Origin of the sequence: Peribacillus sp. YIM B13481 (assembly GCF_042787985.1) — a bacterium.
Taxonomy (GTDB): Bacteria; Bacillota; Bacilli; order Bacillales; family DSM-1321; genus Peribacillus; species Peribacillus simplex_A.
The window spans coordinates 1-22,853 of record NZ_JBHZPE010000044.1; the positions used below are offsets into that span (position 1 = coordinate 1).

17 protein-coding genes and 2 pseudogenes are annotated in these 22,853 nt (G+C 38.3%); 13 read left to right on the top strand and 6 right to left on the bottom strand.

The genetic code is table 11. The features are described 5' to 3' along the window. The first annotated feature begins 255 nt into the window (after positions 1-255). Together ACFX4X_RS19845 and ACFX4X_RS19850 are read left to right on the top strand one after the other, a co-directional pair. Complete coding sequence (locus ACFX4X_RS19845; protein ID WP_284470612.1) at positions 256-681, top strand: nucleoside 2-deoxyribosyltransferase; 426 nt, start codon at positions 256-258, stop codon at positions 679-681. A gap of 110 nt (positions 682-791) precedes the next feature. After that, on the top strand, positions 792-920 hold the full coding sequence (locus ACFX4X_RS19850; protein WP_377385689.1) for a hypothetical protein: 129 nt from the start codon (positions 792-794) through the stop codon (positions 918-920). A gap of 399 nt (positions 921-1,319) precedes the next feature. On the opposite strand, the gene ACFX4X_RS19855 is transcribed toward ACFX4X_RS19850, so the two are convergent. Then, complete coding sequence (locus ACFX4X_RS19855; protein WP_284470613.1) at positions 1,320-2,066, bottom strand: L,D-transpeptidase family protein; 747 nt, start codon at positions 2,064-2,066, stop codon at positions 1,320-1,322. 217 nt (positions 2,067-2,283) lie between these two features. On the opposite strand from ACFX4X_RS19855, the gene ACFX4X_RS19860 reads away from it, so the two are divergent. Beyond that, the gene (locus ACFX4X_RS19860; protein ID WP_377385694.1) at positions 2,284-2,736 is read left to right on the top strand and encodes a YueI family protein; all 453 of its coding nucleotides are present in this window, start codon (positions 2,284-2,286) and stop codon (positions 2,734-2,736) included. Between the two features lie 438 nt (positions 2,737-3,174). Here the strand turns inward: ACFX4X_RS19860 and ACFX4X_RS19865 are convergent. The 3 genes and pseudogenes from ACFX4X_RS19865 to ACFX4X_RS19875 all read right to left on the bottom strand — a co-directional run. Next, positions 3,175-3,316, bottom strand: a pseudogene (locus ACFX4X_RS19865) (IS5/IS1182 family transposase); the annotation flags it as partial. 556 nt (positions 3,317-3,872) lie between these two features. Then, positions 3,873-4,940, bottom strand: coding sequence for an AI-2E family transporter (locus ACFX4X_RS19870; RefSeq protein ID WP_284470615.1), 1,068 nt, complete (start codon positions 4,938-4,940; stop codon positions 3,873-3,875). Positions 4,941-5,248: 308 nt separating this feature from the next. Then, complete coding sequence (locus tag ACFX4X_RS19875; protein ID WP_284470616.1) at positions 5,249-6,517, bottom strand: L-lactate MFS transporter; 1,269 nt, start codon at positions 6,515-6,517, stop codon at positions 5,249-5,251. Positions 6,518-7,210: 693 nt separating this feature from the next. Between ACFX4X_RS19875 and ACFX4X_RS19880 the strand changes: the two genes are divergently transcribed. Then, a complete protein-coding gene (locus ACFX4X_RS19880) occupies positions 7,211-8,299 on the top strand; it encodes a branched-chain amino acid aminotransferase (protein ID WP_061463403.1) in 1,089 nt (362 codons plus the stop codon). A gap of 40 nt (positions 8,300-8,339) precedes the next feature. Here ACFX4X_RS19880 and ACFX4X_RS19885 read toward each other — a convergent pair whose 3' ends face one another. Continuing rightward, complete coding sequence (locus ACFX4X_RS19885; RefSeq protein WP_377385698.1) at positions 8,340-9,026, bottom strand: helix-turn-helix transcriptional regulator; 687 nt, start codon at positions 9,024-9,026, stop codon at positions 8,340-8,342. 138 nt (positions 9,027-9,164) lie between these two features. Between ACFX4X_RS19885 and ACFX4X_RS19890 the strand changes: the two genes are divergently transcribed. Continuing rightward, a complete protein-coding gene (locus ACFX4X_RS19890; protein WP_377385701.1) occupies positions 9,165-10,052 on the top strand; it encodes a R2-like ligand-binding oxidase in 888 nt (295 codons plus the stop codon). A 1,006-nt stretch (positions 10,053-11,058) separates the two neighbouring features. On the opposite strand, the gene ACFX4X_RS19895 is transcribed toward ACFX4X_RS19890, so the two are convergent. Next, entirely contained in the window at positions 11,059-11,313 is a 255-nt protein-coding gene (locus ACFX4X_RS19895) for an alpha/beta-type small acid-soluble spore protein (protein WP_061463398.1), read from the bottom strand. A 265-nt stretch (positions 11,314-11,578) separates the two neighbouring features. Here ACFX4X_RS19895 and ACFX4X_RS19900 point away from each other — a divergent pair, with 265 nt between their 5' ends. The 8 genes and pseudogenes from ACFX4X_RS19900 to ACFX4X_RS19935 all read left to right on the top strand — a co-directional run. Continuing rightward, on the top strand, positions 11,579-12,313 hold the full coding sequence (locus tag ACFX4X_RS19900) for a YqcI/YcgG family protein (RefSeq protein WP_377385704.1): 735 nt from the start codon (positions 11,579-11,581) through the stop codon (positions 12,311-12,313). Positions 12,314-12,538: 225 nt separating this feature from the next. Next, positions 12,539-13,180, top strand: a complete 642-nt coding sequence (locus ACFX4X_RS19905; RefSeq protein ID WP_377385707.1) for an FMN-dependent NADH-azoreductase — start codon at positions 12,539-12,541, stop codon at positions 13,178-13,180. A gap of 114 nt (positions 13,181-13,294) precedes the next feature. Next, positions 13,295-15,091 carry an oligoendopeptidase F gene (pepF, locus tag ACFX4X_RS19910; RefSeq protein ID WP_284470621.1) on the top strand — a complete coding sequence of 599 codons (1,797 nt, stop codon included), beginning with the start codon at positions 13,295-13,297 and terminating at the stop codon, positions 15,089-15,091. A 234-nt stretch (positions 15,092-15,325) separates the two neighbouring features. Then, the gene (locus ACFX4X_RS19915; RefSeq protein WP_284470622.1) at positions 15,326-17,572 is read left to right on the top strand and encodes an AAA domain-containing protein; all 2,247 of its coding nucleotides are present in this window, start codon (positions 15,326-15,328) and stop codon (positions 17,570-17,572) included. Positions 17,573-17,860: 288 nt separating this feature from the next. Further along, positions 17,861-18,859: an LLM class flavin-dependent oxidoreductase gene (locus ACFX4X_RS19920; RefSeq protein WP_377385710.1), complete on the top strand. Its 999-nt coding sequence runs from the start codon at positions 17,861-17,863 to the stop codon at positions 18,857-18,859. A 92-nt stretch (positions 18,860-18,951) separates the two neighbouring features. Then, complete coding sequence (locus tag ACFX4X_RS19925) at positions 18,952-19,974, top strand: LLM class flavin-dependent oxidoreductase (protein ID WP_318683852.1); 1,023 nt, start codon at positions 18,952-18,954, stop codon at positions 19,972-19,974. Between the two features lie 92 nt (positions 19,975-20,066). Continuing rightward, on the top strand, positions 20,067-21,812 hold the full coding sequence (gene pabB, locus ACFX4X_RS19930) for an aminodeoxychorismate synthase component I (RefSeq protein ID WP_377385713.1): 1,746 nt from the start codon (positions 20,067-20,069) through the stop codon (positions 21,810-21,812). A 315-nt stretch (positions 21,813-22,127) separates the two neighbouring features. After that, positions 22,128-22,729: pseudogene (locus ACFX4X_RS19935) on the top strand (D-serine ammonia-lyase); the annotation flags it as partial. Positions 22,730-22,853: the final 124 nt, after the last annotated feature.

Genomic DNA, 22,853 nt, shown 5'->3' on the forward strand with positions numbered 1-22,853 from the left:
AAATCAACGGCCAAATTGTACAACTCATAAAAAATAGACAAACTCGATTTTCATCGAGTTTGTCTACAGTCTGAAACCATCATTATCTGTAAAGGAATGATGGTTTTTTCGCTTCAAATTTCTTTGATTGAAACGGTGTCATTTAATTATTTTTAATTTTTAGGGAAAGGATATTGCGTTCTTTATAACGAATATGTATAGTATAGTTAATATAGGTAAAAAGTATCAATAGTTAAATATTTTGGAGGTGTATGAGTGAAATATTATATAGCATCAGACGAAAAAAATTTGAAGCAAGTAAGGTCATTGATCAAGAAATTGACTTCAAAAGGATTTACATGTGTGAATGACTGGAATTTAATTGCGGATGATGAAAATAACCAAATTGCTGAAGGTATTGGAGAATATGAAAAAAGGGGGATTGAGGAAGCTGATTTCATGCTGATCTTCCTAACTGCAGGTAAAGGCAATCTTTATGAGCTTGGATATGCTTTATCATTAAATAAGAAAATTATTGTGTATTCACCTGAGAAAGACAATTATCATATTAATAAAAAATCAATTTTTCATAATCTGCCCGAGGTAACCATCTGCAGTGGGACATTTTATAAACTGGTTAAATTGATACATACGCTTTCTCCGGAAGGATCTGAAAAAAATGGTTCACTGCACCTTAAATAATTGTCAAATGTAAAATTAAAGGGCTACCCTCTAATAAAATATCTTTTGAACGAACTGTTTAATGTATTAAAAATGAGGGTAAAGACCATTAAAAAAGGGAGAGGACTATTTTGGCCATTATTGATATCGACCAATTATTGCGAGCGACTGAAGAGATTGCAGAAGAATCAGTTCCAATCCTTATTGATACATTTGATATTGATCAAATTTTAGATAAAACGGATTACTGGAATTGGTAAAGCAAAGCATGCCCAGTGAGGATATGCTTTTTTTTCTGAGTGAAATTAACCTGATTACCAGTATGAACATAATACAAGTAATCAGGCAATAAGGATATTTTAAAGAATTGGGTAATTTAAAACTTGCGTCCTTTTACGAATCCTAAAATCACAAACATTGCGATGGTGCCGATAACAAAAATTGACTTAATGGATAATATGAGAAGTTCATCGTACATTTGTATTACCTCCTTATATGTAATGCAGTGCGATTATGATTAGCTGTTTATGTAAAAATTATAACATAAAGCCAATAAGTGGTGGTGGGAAATTACAGACAATATGGGTAATAATGTATGGTTTGTTACAGTTTAGACAAAAAAAAAATATCCTCTAATCAGGGGATATCAGTAATAGTAATTATTTAAGTCCAAGTGCTTTTTTTGTTTGTGGTCCGACGACCCCATCAGATGTAAGATTTTTAGCCTTTTGAAATTTCTTTACAGCCATTTCGGTATTTTTTCCAAATCCCCCATCAATTCCTTTAGTGCTGTATCCAAGTTTCGTTAATCTTTTTTGTAGCTCAATTACTTGGGGGCCACTACTTCCTTTCTTCAGGAAAATGTAGGTATTCTGTACAGGTAGGCTTTTAGATCCGCTCACCTTATATCCATTCGTAGCAGCTATGGAAGCAAATGATTTATTCGAACTGGCAATTAAGACAACAGTGTTCATTCCCACTTTATCGTACAGCCATTGAACATCATCGTTATACATGCGAATACAACCGGCACTTATATACTTGCCAATGCTTTTAGAATCATTATTGCCGTGTATTGCGTACGTATTACCTGGTGTATTCCGTGCATTTATCCCCAGCCATCGTTTCCCCAGAGGGTTTTTTGGATCTCCTCCTTTTATGTTGCCTTTATAATAGGGACGATTCACAATCTTTGTCACGACCTTGAACTTTCCTTCAGGAGTATATGAGGCTTTTTTTCCTGTCGCCACGATGAACACCTTCACCAATTTATCATTTTCATAATAGGCTAGCTGGTTATTGGCTTTATTGATGATGATCAGTTGTCTTGCGGCTGCACCTGAAGTATTGCTGAACCCAACAAAACTAAAGGCGAATATCAATACAAATACAATTAATTTTTTCATGTTTTTCCCCGTCCCTCTTTTAAGCAACCTATATTCACACATATACTATCCTATGCATGAAGCGAAGCTAGGGTGACAATTTTTTTAAGGAAGGGTAGACTACAAAAGGGGAAAGTTAACCCCAACTACTTTTTACATTTAGCATTCCAAAGGAGATGGGCACTATTTTTGGCCATTTTTCATACATTATTGAAGTGAAACCGGAGGTGGGAAAAAATTGTCACGCCTAAAAGTGGAGGACTATCTAGAGCAAGGAATCTACGGTCCAAAAGAAATCAAGCCTGGCGAACGAAGGGAATTCCTGGGTACATTACGGGAGCGAGTCGTCATCGTCCTAAAAAAAAGCCAAGTCTTTGAAATGAATGTATATCCGGAGATTGAGCAAATGATGAAGCGGCATCCCCGTTCAAATTTGTTTTTAAATGGTCAGATGGACTATCAATATCTAGGGAAATATATTAAATTGGCAATAAGTCATAATATTCCTTACAAAATTGTTCTCAACAAAGACCATAACTCCGATTTGGGTCTAGTACTAGCAGAAAATAGTGCCATAAACAATGAAGTAATTTATATTGAGAAGAAAAATCAAGCCATTCAAGTAATAAAAAAGAAAAGCGTCAAAGCGTTTTTCAAACGGTGGATTAAAAAAATATTAAACAAACACTGAAGAACAAAGCCTAAAAATGAGTCACAGATGTTTAATATCTGAATTACTTTATTTACAGGAATTCGAGAGCATTGTGCATTTTTTAGACAAGAGCTAGAAGATTATATACATTCCTGCAATCATCAACGAATCAAGCTGAAATTTTAAGGCATGGGCCCGAGATTATCGGGTTCACGCTGCCTAACTAAATATCTTCGCTTAGTCCGTATACTACTTTTGCTTTTTCTTGCGGCCGGACACTATTCTTTTCTGAAATCAGGCACTTAATTTTTAAAATTGGCAATCTCGATCCATACTCATTACACCTCTTGAAAACAAAAAAAATCGGATAAGGCAGTTTGTAGACAAAAGGGGTTCGGAATTAAAACATTCCGAACCCCTTTTGAAATTCCCTTTGAATTTTTCTCAATTTTTATGGAATTGGGTCTCTACGAGCTGTTAGGCCATTTTTAGACCTTGCCAGGTCCAATTGGCCATCTTCTTTACTTTCATTGCAGGGAAAGTGACCATCGCCTGATCGACAATTTTTAAGTCCCCTTAAAGTAGTCCAACGCATACCATGCTTTTCTTTTGCATCTGCTTGCAACAGCTTCGGGTTTCCCAACTTTTTCAATTACTTGGCCAACAAGTGACTCTAAGATGTGACTATCATGCGTATTTCCAGGTGTACAATTGTCCCAAAAACAATGGCGGCCTCCATTTTACGAGCCAAATGGTTCGCTGGATCTTTTAATCTAAAGTAATCATTTCAAGATGATCTCGCTGAATAGAATCATGTTTAGAAAGCATCCTTATCACCTCAAGTTTTAATCCTTCTATTTTAAAACAAAAAAGACCGTAGGCAAAAGTGAACTGCCCCGTAAATGTTAGACACCAAACTAACATCGCCATGTTCTTTAAATTGAGGCTCCCAATTCTCTATTAAGTATTAGATTAACAATATATTTCAGTGGCAACCGTTGACAAATAATCCTTTGCTTTTATGGAAAAACAGCTATTACATTTATCTTAATGAAGAGTTGGTCATAAAAAAACCTCCAATTGTTAGATGGTTGTTAGATGGTGATCAACGGGGTGCAGTTCTAGGATAGGTCCCCGTAAATTGGTGGATATAAGGGGGATACAACCATTCCTGATTATGTGATCCTTTTTCGTAACCTATAAAACTTCCTGAAGTTTCCTATAATCGTTTTTACTACGGAATAAGTGGGGATAGCTATTAAAATGCCAATGAAACCATATATTGATCCTGCAGCAAGCAGCAATAAAATAATCGTCAGTGGGTGAATGTTGAGCCGTTTTCCCATAATATTCGGTGTAACCAAGTGCCCTTCGACCTGTTGAACGACTGTAAGTACAATGAGCACTTTCACTGCCAATCCAATGTCTTGCTGTAAGGCGATGAAAAGAGCAGGGATGATGCTTATAAATGGACCAAGGAATGGTACAACAGTAAAAATCATGGCGAATAGGGCTAATACGAGTGCATAATCGAGACCGATAATTAGGTAGCCAATATACATCAAAGTCCCAATGACGATTGATACGATGAATTGTCCGATAATATAAATTGATAGAGCTCTATCAACGTCTTTTAAAATCGTGTTCCCCTCTGATTCTACGTCGTTCGGAATAAATTTTAATAGAAATGGTCTTAGTTTATCTCCATCTTTCAAGAAATAAAATAAAATGAATGGTGTAATGACCAAAACGGTCAATACACTAGTGATCGTGGAGAAAATAGTATGGACATTCCCTAAGAGTTTTTCCGAATAATCTTTTAAATGTGTGACCGCTTTTTCTTTCAGATCTTCCATATTAACCATGCCAAAGTCATTTTTTTCAATTATATCTTCGGATTCTTTAGAGAATTCCTTGACTTTGCTTGGGAGGTTTTCAGATAATTTTTGAAATTGGTCCACAATTACAGGACTTCCAAAGTAACTTACCATCCCAATCATGCTGAATATAATCAAAAAGACGATGAAAATGCTAAAAGTCCTAGGGATATATTCAGTTAAAAAGTTAACGACTGGCCGTAATATGTAGTATAAAAGCCCAGCCACTATAATAGGGAAGAATATAGCTGCAATGATTTTTTGTAGCGGGAGCAAAACATAATCAATCTTACCTAGTAAAAATATAATTAAAATGATCAAAATTATTCCGCTTGCATATTTAAAAAACGGTTTATTGATCCACAAAACAATCCCCCCTAATTCCATCTCTTACTTGATTCCCTTATTTGGCTTCATGTTAAACTATATAACTTGTTCAGTTTCCTATGACCAGTAACAGGGCTGGAATTCGAATTTCTTTTACTTTTGAAGTTCCCATATTTTTGACGGGCGCCAAGGTAGGAAAGGGGAGTCTGTCCAGATGCTTGTGAAGACTTATATTTATTGGATAATGTTCAAAAAACTAAAAAAAGGCATCATCAAAGTTAACCGCCGTTTTTGGAAGTTTACTTGAGAAATGCCTTTTTGCCAGGTCATAAGATACTTGTTATAAATTAGGATATTTTACTTAATGTATTCGTTAATCCTTGTTTCTGTCTTCTTTGCATTTTTTTAATGTCCAAACGCAACCAGATAGAGATGGCGAATGCTATCGCAATTAATACGGCGAAAACGTAGAATACCGGGATATAACTGTTCGTACTTTCCCTAATCGCAGTAACCAACATTGGTCCGCAAACTCCGCCTAGAGACCATGTAGTTAAAAGATACCCGTGAATGGCCCCAATTTCCTTGGTTCCAAATAAATCCCCGGCAAATGCAGGTAGATTTGAAAATCCTCCCCCATAACAACTAACGACTAACAAGATGAGTCCTTGGAACAATAGTGTATTTGTAGTAGTTGGAAGTAAAAGGAACGCTCCAATTTGTATGATGAAGAAAATGACGAAGACATTTGGACGGCCTATATAATCAGAGGCCGCTGCCCAGCCAAGTCTACCTCCGCCATTAAAGATTCCCATAATACCGACTAATGTTGCAGCACCTGCCACAGAAAGCCCAACAACGTCTTGAGCCATAGGTGAAGCTACCGAAATCATCATGATACCCGCACTTGTATTAATTAATTTCATTGACCATAACATCCAGAAGTGTTTAGTTTTAACCGCTTCTTTTGCAGTTAATTGCCTTAGGTCTTTCTTCAATTCTTTTTTACCGGACTCAATATCTCTCATCATTCCTTCAGGTAGCCAGTTAGCCTTTGGAGGTGCAATATAGGTTGCACCTAAGAACATTAGGATGAAATAGCCTGCGCCTAAAATATAATAAGTTGTATAAATGCCAACGGATTCCATAAGGCTTGCAGCTACTGGGGCTGTTATGAGGGCTCCGGCACCGAAACCTAATACTGCCATTCCTGTCGCCAATCCCCTGCGATCAGGGAACCATTTAACTAAAGTGGATACTGGTGAAATGTACCCGATCCCCATACCAAGACCACTTAAAACCCCATATGTCAATAGGTAAAGTGGTAGTGAATCGACCATTACAGCCAACCCGGAACCAGCTTGTCCTAAACCGAATAATAAAGCAGCAACCAAAGCTGATTTTCTTGGACCATTTTTTTCTACATATTTCCCAAAGAAGGCTGCAGAAGTTCCTGCAAGCGCCATCATTATTGTGAATGCTAACGTGACTTCAGTTTCTGACCACCCCATAGTCTCAACCAAAGGTTTTTTGTATACGCTATATGCGTATGCACCACCAATGGAAAGGTGAATAGCGATAGCGGATAAAGCGATTAACCACCTGTTTTTTGTCATGTTGTTACCCCTTCTCGTCAAAAATAATAAAGTACCATGCGTTTTATCTATAATATTTTGATTTGCATGCGTTTTATCTATCTTGGGGATAAGTATATAAGATTATTTTTTAGTAGTAAACTACTAAATTGAATTTAACAACAAATTTGTATCTATGTACCATAATGGATTGAAATTGGAAATATATCTAAAAACCCATTCATGACCCCACTTTATGAAATGGTATAAAAAGTGTTTCATTCCTTATATGTTCCTTGTTAATATACATATAAGTATTAAGTTGAGTATCGGTTCGGATGCTGTAGCTCATAAGGAATCCGCTACACATCTTTTTATTCAGTCATTCCATTTTAAAGGAGTGGAAACGACAAGCGGATTACTGTCTGTTCCATGTTGAAAGAAATACAAAATTCACATTGGCATTATTGTTGATAATTTGTTAAAATTAACCCTAATATTCAGGAATTCAAGAAACCTGAACGAACAACTGGTTTTGATATTTATTGAAAAGTTTTAGGAATAACCGGTTCTTTTTTCAGGAATCATAGTAGGAAGTCTAACTCGTTTATTTTAAAAAATTCCGAAAATTTGGTCAAAAGGCTTGAACTATGATTCCTGATAGGAGTAAACTAATTAAAGATAGATTTTATGGAAGTGAAATCTTGTAAATTTATTCAACAAGGGGTTTTGGTAATGAAGGAACACGACATGCAAATCACGCTTAGTACAACAAAGAAAGAAAAACCACAGGCGGACCAGCTTGAGTTCGGTAAGCAGTTTACCGATCATATGTTTATTATGGATTACACACAAGGGCAAGGGTGGCATGATCCAAGAATTGTTCCTTATCAACCGCTCGCACTAGAGCCGTCAGCTATGATTTTCCACTATGGTCAATCTGTTTTTGAAGGATTAAAAGCATATGCAACACCAGAAGATGAAATAATCTTATTCCGTCCGGAAAAGAATTTCCAACGCTTAAATAGTTCAAATAGCCGATTGTGCATACCGGATATCGACGTTGATTTTGCATTGAAGGCCTTAAAAACTTTAATTAGCGTTGATAAGGATTGGGTTCCTCAGGCAGAAGGTACATCCTTATATATCAGGCCATTCATAATAGCTACTGAGCCTTACCTTGGAGTTTCTCCATCAGAAAAATATCAGTTCATCATCATCATGTCACCTGTAGGTTCTTATTATAAAGAAGGCATTCATCCAGTTAAAATAGCCGTGGAGTCAGCTTTCACACGTGCAGTTAATGGTGGTACAGGAGAAGCTAAAACAGGCGGGAATTATGCATCGAGCCTTAAAGCCCAGGAAGTATCCGAAAAGATGGGTTATGCCCAAGTTCTTTGGTTAGACGGGGTAGAGAAAAAATATATTGAAGAAGTTGGAAGCATGAATGTTTTCTTCAAAATTAATGGTGAAATTATCACTCCTGCTTTAAATGGAAGTATCCTTCCGGGTATTACCCGTGATTCCATTATAGAATTGCTTAAACATTGGAATCTTCCCGTGACGGAAAGACGTATTTCCATGGAGGAAGTCAAAGAAGCATATAAATCAGGTCATTTGGAAGAGGCCTTTGGAACGGGTACAGCCGCGGTTATATCGCCAATTGGTGAATTTTTATGGAATGGTGAAGAAATGATCGTTCAAAGCGGGGAAACTGGGGAACTATCTAAAAAGCTTTATGATACACTGACAGGTGTCCAAACAGGTAAAATTTCAGACGAGTTAAATTGGACTGCGAAAGTTGAAGAAAAAGTGACTCAATGATACTTAAACAAAAAAACCTTCTTTGAAGGTTTTTTTGTTTTCACATAATCATTTTGTGCCTTATTGCAACAGCCACCGCCTCAGTTCGGTGATTCACTCCTAATTTCCTGATTGCAGAAGAAATATGATCTCTGACAGTAAATTCACTAACGCTCATTTTTGATGCCATTTGCTTTAATCCTAAACCATTGGCTAAATATTGAAGGACCTCCGTTTCACGTTTACTTAGATGGTAAGTGGGAGGAGCCGAATCCAATGTTGAACTGACAGCCAGTTTCAAATAATGGGACAGCTTCATTAAATCATTCTTGGTAACTGGCTCGTTTGCCTGAATGGGGTCAACCAAAACAAAACCGATGACCATGTCATTTACAATTATCGGTATGATTGCCAATGATGAGATGGAAAATTTTTTAACGTATTTTGCAGGAATGGAGGATTGCGCATGTTGAATGGTTAAGTATATGGGTTTGTTATGGATGACAGCTTGGTGGATAGGATATATATCATGAATGTTTTCTTTAATATTATGTAATGAAAAAGTATCTTCACCAGTACATGCGCATATTCCTTCACCCACTCCTGTTAAACATGAGTAACTGAATAAAGATGCACGTTGAAAAGAAAAAAAATTCACACAGCCCTTTACAATCATTTGTGATTTATTTGCAATATCCTTTTGTTGGGAAATCTTTTTTACATGATTCATCAGGGTTTCCTCAAGCATTCGACTTTATTCCTCCCTACATTTTCAGTGCTAGGATAAATGCTAGTAATATCTTACAATATAATGAAAACTCTTACCAATTAAATAATTCCTTATGGATTCAGAAGTTTTCAGATCATATTTCAAGGAGGCATTTACATGAAAAGAAAGAATTTAACGACCACCAGCCGGAGTTTTAGAGAAGATACCCTACCATTTAAACTTTATCAAAAGGCAAAGAAATTCGGTATATGGAATCCCCGTGACATTGATTTCAGCCAAGATAAAGAAGATTGGAAGTCATTTACTGATAATGAAAGGGAAGCATTATTACGGATCATCTCCCTTTTTCAGGGCGGAGAAGAAGCCGTGACTTTGGATTTGCTCCCCCTCATTATGACGATAGCCAAAGAAGGTAGAATCGAGGAAGAAATGTACTTAACGACATTTTTATTCGAGGAAGCGAAGCATATGGAGTTCTTTCGATATACATTAGATCAAGTTGGTGAAAAGGGTGATTTGTCGGTTTATCACTCAGACATTTATAAATCCATTTTTTATGAAATATTGCCGGAAGCGATGGGGAAACTTTTATCAGACCAATCCCCTGAAGCATTGGCAGAAGCGGCCACTGTTTATAATATGTTTACAGAGGGCGTTCTTGCAGAAACTGGATATTTCGGGTTCTATCAGACTCTCGAAGCTAGTAAAATGATGCCTGGTTTATTAAAGGGCGTGGGTCTTTTGAAAAAAGATGAATCACGCCATATTGCTTATGGGACTTTCCTGCTGCAGAGAATCATCAGTGAACATCCACATATCTTTAAACAAGTTGAAAAGAGGATGGAGGAACTTTCACCATTGGCCATCGCGCTAAATACAGAGGGATATGATCGGTTAGGCAATCCATTTGGTAATGACAAACAAGCTGTTTTCGATTTTACCATGAAACAATTATCAGTACGGATGGAGATCTTGGCAAGGGCAAAAGGAAAGGGAATTGAAGAAATCTATCAAAGTAACGTAAAGGAATATGGGGTTTTGTGAAGCCGATACAGGTTACTAAGCTGCATTTCTGATTTTGGATGCTAAAGAAGGATTCCACAATGAATGGACACCAGGAACATGGAAGCTCGAATTGAAAAATCTTAATCGTAAATAAAGACAAGTTTATCTAAGGTGAATGGAAATCCTAGTTTCTGGTTAATGCCTTAGATTTACAGTGGTCCCAATACTCGTTCAATCATTCCGGACCTAATCAATGGTCATGGGGCCCATAGGATTATTCTCGTGAGTGATGTGGGTTTGGATAATGCAGGTGTAGTTAAAAAGTTCCGAAATTTTTGAGCAGACTTTAGGCACCAAAGCTGTTCCACCTACAAAGACATCAATAACTGTTGCTCATGCATTTCAGGCGATTTGGGTTATTGGAAAAAATTACCGATAGCAGTGAAGGATGGAAAAAGATTTAGGCAAGAATGGAAATGTTGAGTGGAAGCATGATGGGAATCACTGCATTTTGAAGTGCGCAGAATGCGATTCCGGTTCATAAAGGCATATGGAGCGGTATGACGTATTCCGAATGGTTTGGCCAATGCGGGTGTTATAACCGGTTGTCATGGAGTAAATTCCCGAAGTAATACCTGCCATAGACCCATTGAGAGCCAAAGCCTTTAAAGTGAAAATACATGATGAAGATTCAAAAGGGATCTTAGCGAAAGTGGTAGAAAAGCTCCGGGTTTCCTATTTGATCTTGGGTATCCTCTGACTTCAGTGATATGGAATTAGCCAGACACATATGGAGAGAATGCTGACTGCAATATTGAGGGATACAGCTGCCACTAACATCCGAAGTCGTCGGAATTATTAAGCTCAGAAATTTCAAGAGTTTTACCTGTGACCATCATTAATTTTTAAAAAAAGCCGCCCAAGAAGGGTAGCTTTTTTGCGAGTGCAATAACTGCCCTCCATCATGATAAGTCCCAAAATATTCGTTTTGTCAGTTTTCGATGATATGCCTACTGAAGCGAGCGTAACATTTTGGATTGAAAGGTTAATGTTTTTTTCCTAAGTTTTCCTGTGCCATCTTTATAAGTTCCTTGACCATGCCGCCTCCTAACTTTCCGCCTATTTTTCCATTCTGCTTGGATGTCAGCTCACCGTTATAGTCTTTTTTCAGCGGTACGCCAATATCTTTTGCTACTTCAAACTTGGCCTCTTCAGGATTCTTTGTACCAGCAACTTTGGCTTTTAAATCATCGAGTCCTTTTCGCGCTTCAGCTACCAGAATTTTTTTTCTCCTTGCCATCAAACATCACTCCTTGTTTTTTGTTAGGTTAACCTAAAGGAAAGAAAATGATTATCATGCGGAGTCAATTGTTTTTTTGCTGAACCGGTATTACATTTCTTGAGTGGGAATTGGAATCACAATGGAACGGGGAGGCACTTATCAAATCTTAAATAAAGAAGAATTTACATGAGGTGTACCTGATTGTGGTGATTGGCAGTTCGAGAGATGTTTTAGTTTATTTATAGTGGGTATCATTTAGTAAAACGATTTAAGGAGAACAATGATGCTGACTGTTAATTCAAATTTGTTAACGAAAGAAGATATGACAAATCCCGATCGAGTGCCGCAATGGCTAATTAAAGAATATCAAACTTTCCATAATACAGTGACGGATAAAACGTTTCCTTGTTATTTTGGTATGAAAGCTGAAAATAAAGGGGAACTTCGTTATGCTTATATCACACAGGAAGATTGGTCCAATCTTCCAAAAGCAGTGGAAAGCTTTCTGGATTTATTTCAAGAACCACCATATATCAGGCATGGCCTGTTTGTCTTTATGGAGCCTGAACAAATAGAGGGAGATATAGGACTGTACCGAAAAAAGTTTTGGGATATCCTGCAATACCTACATAAAGAGGATAAAAAACCTTGGCCAATTAAAAAGCCGAAAGATCCCCAGCATTATTTATGGGACTATCATTTTGCAGGTGAACCAATCTTCGTCTTTGGCAATGCACCTGCTTATAAACAGCGAAAAACCCGTGATTTAGGAAATAGCCTTGTTCTTGGATTTCAACCCCGGATGATTTTTGAAGGATTAGAAGGAACGGAAAAAGGCGGGATTATGTCACGTGAAAAAGTTCGTGAACGAGTAGAGGAATGGGATAACCTGCCTAAACATCCTGATATCAGTCATTTTGGTGATGTAGATCATAATGAATGGAAACAATTTTTCATCGGGGATGATATAGAGCCGATAAAAGGGAAATGTCCCTTCCATCATAAAGAGTTAACTTAACCGAGGGCAAATTGCTCTCGGTTTATTATGACTTTAGGGTTGTAAAAAAACCAAGAGAAAATTCCTGAAATGCCCATTTTAATATAAAAAACATATTTCTTGCCTTCTTGGATTATCAGTCTTATAATGTGAATGTAGTAATTGCAGTTAATTCGAGATATATGGATTGAATATTTATTTTGAAACTGTACTATTTTTTCATGGCAAATATATAAAAATTAACTATTGGGGGAACTGACAATGTCTAAAGTATTATTTGTTAAATCAAATGACCGTCCAGCGGATCAAGCCATTAGCGTGAAAATGTATGAAGCTTTTTTGAACACATACAAGGAAGCGAATAGTAACGATGAAGTAACTGAATTGGACTTATTTAAACTGAACTTACCATACTATGGAAATACAGCAATTACTGCCCTTTATAAACGCAGCCAAGGTATGGAATTGACTGAGGAAGAAGTGGAGATTGCTGATATCGTGCAACAATACTTGAATCAATTCCTTGCTGCCGACAAAGTGGTATTTGCCTTCCCACTATGGAACGCAACTGTACCAGCTCCACTTGTAACATATATTTCTTATCTTGCCCAAGCGGGTACAACTTTTAAATACACTGCTGAAGGCCCAGTTGGTCTTATTCCTGAGAAAAAAGTGGCTGTACTTAATGCTCGCGGATCGGATTATGCTTTACCTGGAATGGAGGCTGCTGAAATGGCAGTGAAATACGTAACGATGAATTTAAAATTATGGGGCATAACGACCCCGGAAACAGTTGTTATCGAGGGACATAATCAATATCCAGACCGTACACAGGATATCGTTGCAGCAGGATTGGCAAAGGTTGCTGAAACTGCAGCAAAATTCTAATTGATAAAAAAGAAAACCAGTATGTATTTTTAGCATACTGGTTTTTCTATGCAGATTTTTCTGAAAGTCGATTATAATAAAGGGTAAGCCTATAAGCCTGAAAGGAAGTGTCATATGCAAACGTTTAAATCACGTGATGAAATCAAAGAAGAAGAAACATGGAACTTAAAGGATATTTACGATGATCAGGCCAATTGGGAAAAAGATTATCAAGAAGTCCTTAGGATGACAGAAAAATTAAAAACTTATGATGGGCATATTCAGTCTGCTAAAGATTTGTTCGAGTATTTACGATTAAGTGAGGAACTCGGCTACATTTATAACAAGCTATATGTATATGCCATGCTGCAAACAGATTTGGATACACGGGTTACCTCATCGCAGGCATTACAAGATAGAGCAGGTCAGTTAGGGCAAAAAATTAGTAATGCATCTGCCTTTTTCATGCCATTTCTTTTGAGTCTTGAAGAACAAACATTAAAAGGGTACATAAAAGAAATCGAGGGCTTAAAATATTTTGAAGAAGATCTACTGGATTCCTATCGCTATAAATCCCATGTGTTAACGAAAGAACAAGAAGAGGTCCTTTCTCAAGTAGGCGAAGCCTTTTCAGCACCACAAAAAACGTTCGGGATGATCAACAATGCTGATATTAAATTTGGGGAAGTCACGAATGAAGACGGCGAAAGGGTTGAGCTTACACGAGGAATGTATTCCAAATTGATTGAACACGATGATCGTGATAAGAGAAAAGAGGCGTATATCGCATATTATCAGCCATATGTACAGTTGAAAAATACCATCGCTTCCACACTTTCTACGGCAATCAAGAATAATGTGAATCTTTCAAAACTAAGAAATTATCCATCTGCCTTGGAAAAATCCTTATTCGGAGATCAGGTTCCAAAAGAAGTATATGATAATTTGATTATGTCTACTAAACAAAATATTGGACCCATGCATAAATACATCAATTTAAGAAAAAAATTGCTCGGTGTAGAAGAACTACGTGCATATGATTTAAGTATACCATTGGTCGAAGGTGCTAAAGAGGAGATTTCTTACGATGATGGATTTGCTTTGATGATGGAAGCATTGAAACCTCTTGGCGAAGAATATATCACAATTCTGAAAACCTTTAAGGAAAAAAGATACATCGACGTCAGGGAAACACCTGGAAAACGTTCAGGCGCTTATAATTTAGGACTTTATGGTGTTCATCCTTTCATCTTATTAAATCACCGTGATGATTTAGACAGTGTATTTACACTTGCACATGAATCCGGACATGGCATGCATTCATACTATAGCTCAAAGTACCAGCCGCAAATAAGTGCAGGGTATTCCATTTTTGTTGCTGAAGTTGCGTCCACAGTGAATGAAATCCTGCTGATTCGCCATTTAATTAAAACAACAAAAGACGTGAAAAAGAAAAAACACTTACTCAACCATTTCATAGATAGTTTTAAAGGAACATTCTTCACACAGGTGATGTTTGCGGAATTTGAAAAGATCGTACATGAAAAAGCTGAAAATGATGAGCCTCTAAATGTCGAGGTTTTTAACACAGCTTATGAATCGATATTCCGTGCTTATAATGGAGATGAGATAATTTTTGATGAAGAAGTGAAGTTTGGCTGGTCACGCATCCCACACTTTTATCGTCCGTTTTACGTCTACAAATATGCCACTGGTTACGTTTCAGCAATTACAATCGCAGATAAGATCCTTTCTGGGGACCAAAAAACTCTTGAAAGTTATTTGACCTTCTTGAAAAGCGGGAGTTCCGATTTCCCATTGGAGCTGCTTAAGAAAACAGGCGTAGATTTGACTAAACCTGATCCAATCGAAAACGCAATGAGGATTTTCAGTGATCTTGTCGACGAATTCACAGAGTTGTCAGAGGGCTAATCTAAACCATTTCTTCCAAAAGAGCCCATGGTGTGTCTGTTATAAAAATGCTATAGTTACACTATTGGCGTATGAGAGGCCCAATCTTTTGATTGGGCCTTCTTTTATATGGTAAAAAAACAGGTGCCTTTGTAAACAATTCCATATGGACAGTAAATTATTTTACATCAGAGCCTAGCCACTGGGCCAGCTTCTTAATACTTCAATGGCATATTTTGTGAGGAAAGTGAAAAAATGAATTCAACAGTTAATTTTATAAAAGAATGGCAGCAGGCACTTCAGCTTGAAATCCTGCATTTAAAAAAATATGGCAGCACAAAATACCTGGTTTCGAACGGTCATCTGCTTACAAGTGACGGTTCTTTCAGCTATTATTTTGAAACAGGTTCATCGATAAAAGTTCCTGTCGGTTCCGTCGTTCGACTTGAATGGGGAGGAATTAAACAGGATGGCAGGATTCTCTCATCGGAAGGGAAAAGTATAATCATTGTTTTTGATCGCTCGTTAGGCGATATGATCGGCGAAGCCTTTTTATACCATGATCCATGGGAATTGCTTGAACAATTGATTATCCGCTTGGACGAAATCAAGAGAAGCAAAAAGAAAAGGCTTCGGATCAAACGCCTGATGGATCCGTCCATGCCGCAAAAACATCCTGTAAATGAAAAACTAAGCAGTGTGAAAGAATTATATGCCCGCTCGAAGTTCAATCCTGTCACATTTGTCTGGGGTCCACCTGGAACAGGAAAAACCTATACATTGGCACGTACGGTGGCCAATCATTATTTACAAGATAAAAAAGTGCTGGTCTTGTCCCATAGCAACCAGGCTGTCGATGTTTTGATGGCTGAAATTTCTTCATTCATTAAAAAGAAAGATCTTTTCAAAGAAGGCGATGTGCTTCGCTATGGGTCTCAAATCGGTGAATCCCTTGCCATCCATGATGATATTGTTACGGGGCAACTATTAGGTAAACATGAACCGGCATTAATTAACGAAAAAGAACAGCTAGCTGAAGAGAAACGTTTATTAAAACATGACTTGGCTGGCTCCTTCAGCAAAAGGGATACGGATCAATTAATCGAGATAGAGAAAAAACTGGCAAAAGTTTTGGAGAAAATACGCCATAAAGAGATGCAATTCGTAAAAGAAGCAAAAATCATCGGAACGACCTTGGCAAAGGCCGCAAATGATGAAACGGTTTATCAAAAGGAGTATGATCTAGTAATTTTGGACGAAGCGAGCATGGCTTACGTACCACAGGTGGCTTTCGCTGCAGCGTTATCCAAACATATTATCGTTTGTGGTGATTTCAAACAATTGCCGCCTATTGCTTCCGCTCGTGATTCCCTTGTGAAACTTTGGCTAAAGGAAGACATCTTTCATCGGGCGGGTGTTGCTCAGTCTGTGGAGGAAGGGGAACTTCATCCTCATTTATTCCTACTAAAAGAACAGCGCCGCATGCATCCGGATATTTCAGCATTCACTAATCGTGTCGTCTATAACAATTTTGTAGGTGATCATGAAAGTGTTGCCACAAGCAGGGAGAGCATCATGCTGGCGGAACCATTTGCCAATAAGGCGGCGGCACTTGTAGATACTAGCTTATCAGGGGAATATTGCATCACGGAACGCACTTCCCACTCGAGAATGAATATATGGCAATTACTTTTATCTTTTCAACTGATTCATGAAGCTTATGTGGGAGGGACAAGGTCAATTGGTTATGTCGCTCCGTATCGTGCTCAGGCAGACTTGATGGAAAAACTATTGGATGATTTATATGCCAAAGAACGGCAAACGGCCGATATCATCGCTGCAACTGTACATCGTTTCCAGGGAAGCGAACGGGAGATGATGATTTTTGACACAGTTGATAGTTATCCGCAAAACAGGGCAGGAATGTTATTGACCGGAAGAGAAAGTGAAAGGCTCATTAACGTTGCAATAACAAGGACTAAGGGTAAGTTCGTACATGTTAGTGACACTTCATTTGTTAACAAACATGTTTATCGCAGCAAAACACTTCGTCAACTTGTCGATCATCAAATTCAAAATGATCAGATTGTGTCAAAGAAAGACATTGGAAAATGGGTTAAACACCAGCACCCGAAATTAAAATGGATGCATGCCCGTAAGTTAGGCGATTTTCTGGAAGATATTGAATCAACAAAACAAGAGTTGGTAATAGCAGTGCCGGATTTGAACAGTTTGTCGGAAGAATGGCAAGAGTTTTTAATGAAACGAAACCCTGCAGTGAAATTGACGATCATATCAGCAAAAAGGAACCCTGATATCATCTCTGATCATTTTATTTGTTCACCAGTTTCCTTTTCCTTTATCATCTTTGATAAACGAGTAATCTGGTTAGGTTTGCCCGTAGAGTCCAATAATCGGATCCAGCCCCCATTTATAGCGGCTCGTTTGGATTCGCAAATAATGGCTGATGAATTACTATCTCAATTCATAAAAAGTGAATAGCTCTGGAAAGGCCCTATATTAGGGCTTTTCTTCATTTTTCAAAGTGTATATTCCCTAAGTGACCTCGATAGAATAAATATCAATAGGAACACCTTCTAAAATAATAATATATTAAACCAAAGACCTCGTCAGAATATATATTCCACTCACAAACTCCAGTCTGGATTCAACTCCATATAATTTCCGCTAAAGGTTGCAAACTAAAATAACAAACCAAGCTTTTCAGGCGACTTTCGGCTAATTATGATTTACCATTACGTTACGAAAGAGAAGAAAGGAGGTAACAAAATGAAACTGGGCATTTTAGATCAATCACCAATTGCAACCGGACAATCAGCACAAGAGGCATTGCAGGCTTCACTGCAACTTGCACAAGAAGGAGATAGACTCGGTTATAGCAGGATCTGGTTAACTGAACATCATGATCTGCCGGGATTGGCATGTTCCGTTCCAGAGGTATTGATAAGCTATATTGGTGCGCAAACAAAAAATATACGAATTGGATCTGGGGCAGTTCTGCTTCCGCATTATAAGCCATATCGGATAGCAGAGATTTATAATATGCTTGCCACCCTATTTCCAGGCAGGGTCGATATGGGCATAGGACGTGCTCCTGGGGGATCTGCCGAAGCTACGATGGCATTATCCGATAATTTTTTGCAGAATGTTTACAAAATGCCTGAACTTGTTCAGGAACTGTTGAATTTTCTTAGAGATGAATTCCCGAAAGAACATTTGTTTTCAAATACCTCTGCTGCTCCTATCCCAAAGGTACCGCCTGAACCGTGGATATTGGGAACAAGCGGGAAAAGTGCAAAACTTGCTGCTGAAAATGGTACTGCATACGCATTTGGTGAATTTATGAGTGAAAATGATGGATTGAAGAGTCTTCAACAGTACCGTGAAAACTTCCAAACAAAAGGTTTTCTTGAAGAGCCAAAAACGATCGTTTCGGTTGCGGCCATATGTGCAGAAACCGAGGAACTTGCGAAAGAAATCGCTCTTAGCAACACCCTATGGAAAATACAAATTGGACAAAGGAACAGAAAACAGGTTCCAAGTATAGAAGAGGTAAGGAATCATGATTGGACTGAAAAAGAAAAAGTACTGATGGAAACCATGCATGAAAAACTGATTTTTGGTACACCTTCTCAAGTGAAGTATCGCCTTTTGGAAATTCAGGAAAAATATCAAGCAGATGAAATAATGCTGATAACCATCACTCATAAATTGGAGGACAGGCTGAATTCTTATCGCTTGATTGCTAAGGAACTCCTTAACAATTAATCCCCTTCGAGCATTTTATGTGCATTTTGTGTGCATTTTCTATATGATGACTTTGCGTCCATTTAATATCATAATTGAAAGAAGTTGAAGATATGAATGCTGATCAACATGGAAAAAAACTTAGCGACATTTCTTTTTCCGTACTGGACCTAGCTTCAATTGTTGAAGGTGGTACAGTTTCGGGAGCTTTTAAAAATACAATAGATTTAGCAAAACATGTGGAACAATGGAACTACAACCGTTTCTGGGTTGCAGAACACCATAGTATGCCTGGGATCGCAAGCTCTGCAACTTCCGTGCTGATAGGATATGTTGCAGGGAAGACAGAAAGAATTCGTGTGGGTTCTGGAGGCATAATGCTACCAAATCATGCACCACTGGTTATCGCAGAACAATTTGGAACATTGGAAGCAATGTATCCCGGTAGAATAGATTTAGGACTGGGGCGCGCTCCGGGAAGCGACCAATATACTGCCATGGCGCTCCGGGGTGATGTGCGTAATAATGGACAGGATTTTCCTGAACAATTGGCGCAGCTCCGCAGTTATTTAGATGCGGATTCTAAACATAATCGTGTTCGGGCCATCCCTGGCGAAGGACAGGACATCCCGATTTGGCTTCTTGGTTCAAGCGGCTTCAGTGCAGCATTATCAGCACAGCTTGGATTGCCATTTTCATTTGCAAGCCATTTTTCCCCTGAAAATACTCAACCGGCTTTAGCTCGTTACCGCAATAATTTCCAACCATCCGACGTTCTCGATAAACCTTATGTGATGGTTGGTGTCAATGTATTTGCAGCTGATACAACTGATGAGGCACAAAGGATTGCCACATCTTATCAACAGCAGTTTTTGAATTTGATAAGGAACACACCTGGACAACTTGCTCCTCCAGTTGATACGATGGAAGGCATCTGGACAGAATATGAAAAGGCCATTGTCATGAAACAATTGAATGCCTCCATTATCGGAAATCCGGAAGAGGTAAAAGAGCAGTTACAGACCTTTTTAGATGAAACACAGGCGGATGAAATGATTATAAACTCTGCCATTTATGATCAGAATGCACGCCTTCGTTCTTATGAAATCATTGCAGAAGTTACTGGAATGAAATAAGTGTCAATGAATGAGCTTGCAGATCACTTGTCTGCAAGCTTTTTTATAAAATACATACCGATTGACTCTTTAAACAAAGATAGGAGAGAAGAATGAAACGAGAAGATCCTATATCCTTAATATTTCACTTCACAGATAAACAAGGTGAGAGCAGGCCGCTCTATTTTACGAAGCCGAAAAAAGTGTTTACTGCCCATTCCATTGGGGATGTCCTTCCTCAATTTCAAAAAGTCCAGGAAGCGATCGACCAGGGGCATTATGCAGCGGGATATGTATCCTATGAAGCGGCACCTGCTTTTGAAAAATCTTTTAAAGTAAAAGATGGAGCCAAAATGCCATTATTATGGTTCGGTATTTTTGATAAACCGGAAGAATTCCCTGAAAAAATGCCAGGGGCTTTTAAGTTAGCTGAATGGCAATCAGAAATGGATTCAACAACCTATCATACGGGCTTTCAAAAAATAAAATCCGAAATTGAGAAGGGCAATACGTATCAAGTGAATTATACGATGCGTTTGCAATCCAAGTTCGAAGGGGACGACTTCGCTTTCTTTGATCGCTTGAAGAGAGCTCAACGATCGAATTATAGTGCATATTTGAACGTTGGGACACATCGTATCCTCTCGGCATCACCCGAGTTGTTTTTCCGCTGGGAAGATGATCAGCTAATTACAAGGCCTATGAAAGGAACGGTAAAGCGGGGAACGACACTGAAAATGGATCAATACAATGCAGACTGGTTAGCAGCCTCGGAAAAGAATCAAGCTGAAAACTACATGATTGTGGACCTGCTCAGAAATGATTTGGGAATGATTGCAGAACCAGGAAGCGTCAAGGTTCCAAAACTTAAGGAAATTGAAAAATATCCGACCGTTTGGCAAATGACCTCCACAATAACAGCTGATACGAAACCAGGAACAACAATCATTGATATATTCAAGGCCCTTTTTCCATGTGGTTCGATAACAGGTGCACCTAAAATAAAAACAATGGAAATCATCACTGATATCGAGAATTCACCACGTGAAGTTTATTGCGGTGCAATCGGGTTTATCACCCCTGAATCCGAAGCAGTTTTTAATGTGCCGATTCGTACGGTCGTGATCGAAAAGGAAACAGGTAATGCCGAGTATGGGGTAGGCGGGGGAATCACTTGGGATTCCGAGTTAACCGAAGAATATGACGAAGCCTTTTTAAAGGCCAAATTATTGACGGTGGAAAGGCCTGCTTACGAATTATTGGAATCGATGAAGCTAAGCGATGGCGAATATTATTTGTTGAATGATCATATAGATCGAATGAAACAATCTGCTGATTACTTCAATTATCAGTTCTTTGAAATGAAACTTAGAGATGAACTCCAAAAGTATGCGGATTTAAACCAAGGCAAATTGCAAAAGGTAAGGGTACTGCTTAAAGAAAATGGTGAAATGGAAGTTTCCGGACAAGCAATTAAGCCGCTTGATTCAGAATTAACGGCTATCTTGGCTGAAACTCCAATATCAAGTGGAAATCCCTTTCTTTGTCATAAGACGACTAATCGTGATGTATATGAAGGCTTTCAAAAGAATAATCCTGACTTCGTTGACGTTCTACTTTGGAATGAAGAAGGATTCATCACGGAATTCACGAACGGGAATGTAGTGGTGAAGATAAATGGTGACTACTATACCCCTCCTGTGGAATCAGGTCTGCTCGCTGGAACTTTTCGTCAAGAATTAATAAGGAAGAAGGAAATCAAGGAAAAGCCCATTTTAAAAACTGACCTTAATAGCGCTGAGGAAATTTGGTTTATTAATAGTGTGCGAGGGAAATTAAAAGTGAATTTGACATTCTAAGCTGATTTTCCCTAAAAAAATGATTAATCTCCATGGCAGTTTGTTGCGTTATAGCAGATGATGAATACTGTTTTTATACATATTCTAAGAGGGACTGCTATGGAGAAGCAAAAAATCGCAGGTTTTATCGATGACGGAGTGGAAGGCGAAAGATCCATTACTTTAAAATCTTATAAAGATGGATGGAAGTCTTCTTGCTGAATCCAGATTACGGAGCCGTTCAAGAAGATCCAATCGTCCAAGCGGAACAGAGTTAAATCGGCAGAGGACAGATTGGATAGGTTCGCAAATTATATTGTTAATGCCTTTCGTAACGTCCATATGTCGGTAGATGGCAAACAGTGGAAAAAGGAAAAATTGACAAGTCTTGGTGTCATTGTAAAAGTATATGATGATGATAGTAAAGCTGTAAGAAGGCCGTTATGAAGCTCACTTAATCCCGATTGCCATTTTATTGATGCTGAAAATTCAATGGTTCTGCTGCTCAGTTACGCGGCGGCTGCAACACGCCAGAAGAATCAGCTGAAAGATATGCCAATTCCAATTGACGAAGATCACCCTTTATTTGTGTACTTACCATGCGGTGTCGGCGGTGGTCCCGGTGGTATCAAATATGAGCTTAAGCTGGCCTTCGAGGATGATGTTCATTGTTTTTTGCAGAGCCGACGTATTCACCATGCATGACGCCCGGATTGATGACAGGTCTTCATGATAAAGTCTCGGCACAGGAATTTGGAATCGATAATTTGATTAAAGCGGATGGACTGGCTGTCGGAAGGCCTTCAGGATTAGATTCCAGTATGATGACTTCCATGTTACTGCTGGATAAAATGAACCAGTCCACACATATCATCTGGGCGACAGGTGGTAGCATGGTACCAAAGGATATGTTGGAACAATATTTATCTAATAGTTAAAAAAAGAAGTTCACGACAGTGAACTTCTCAGACTGTAGACAAACTCGAAGAAAAGCGAGTTTGCCTGCAGTATTTTTTTAAAAAAACGTCTCAGTTGTTTTCAGCCGGAGCAAATATTCGGCCG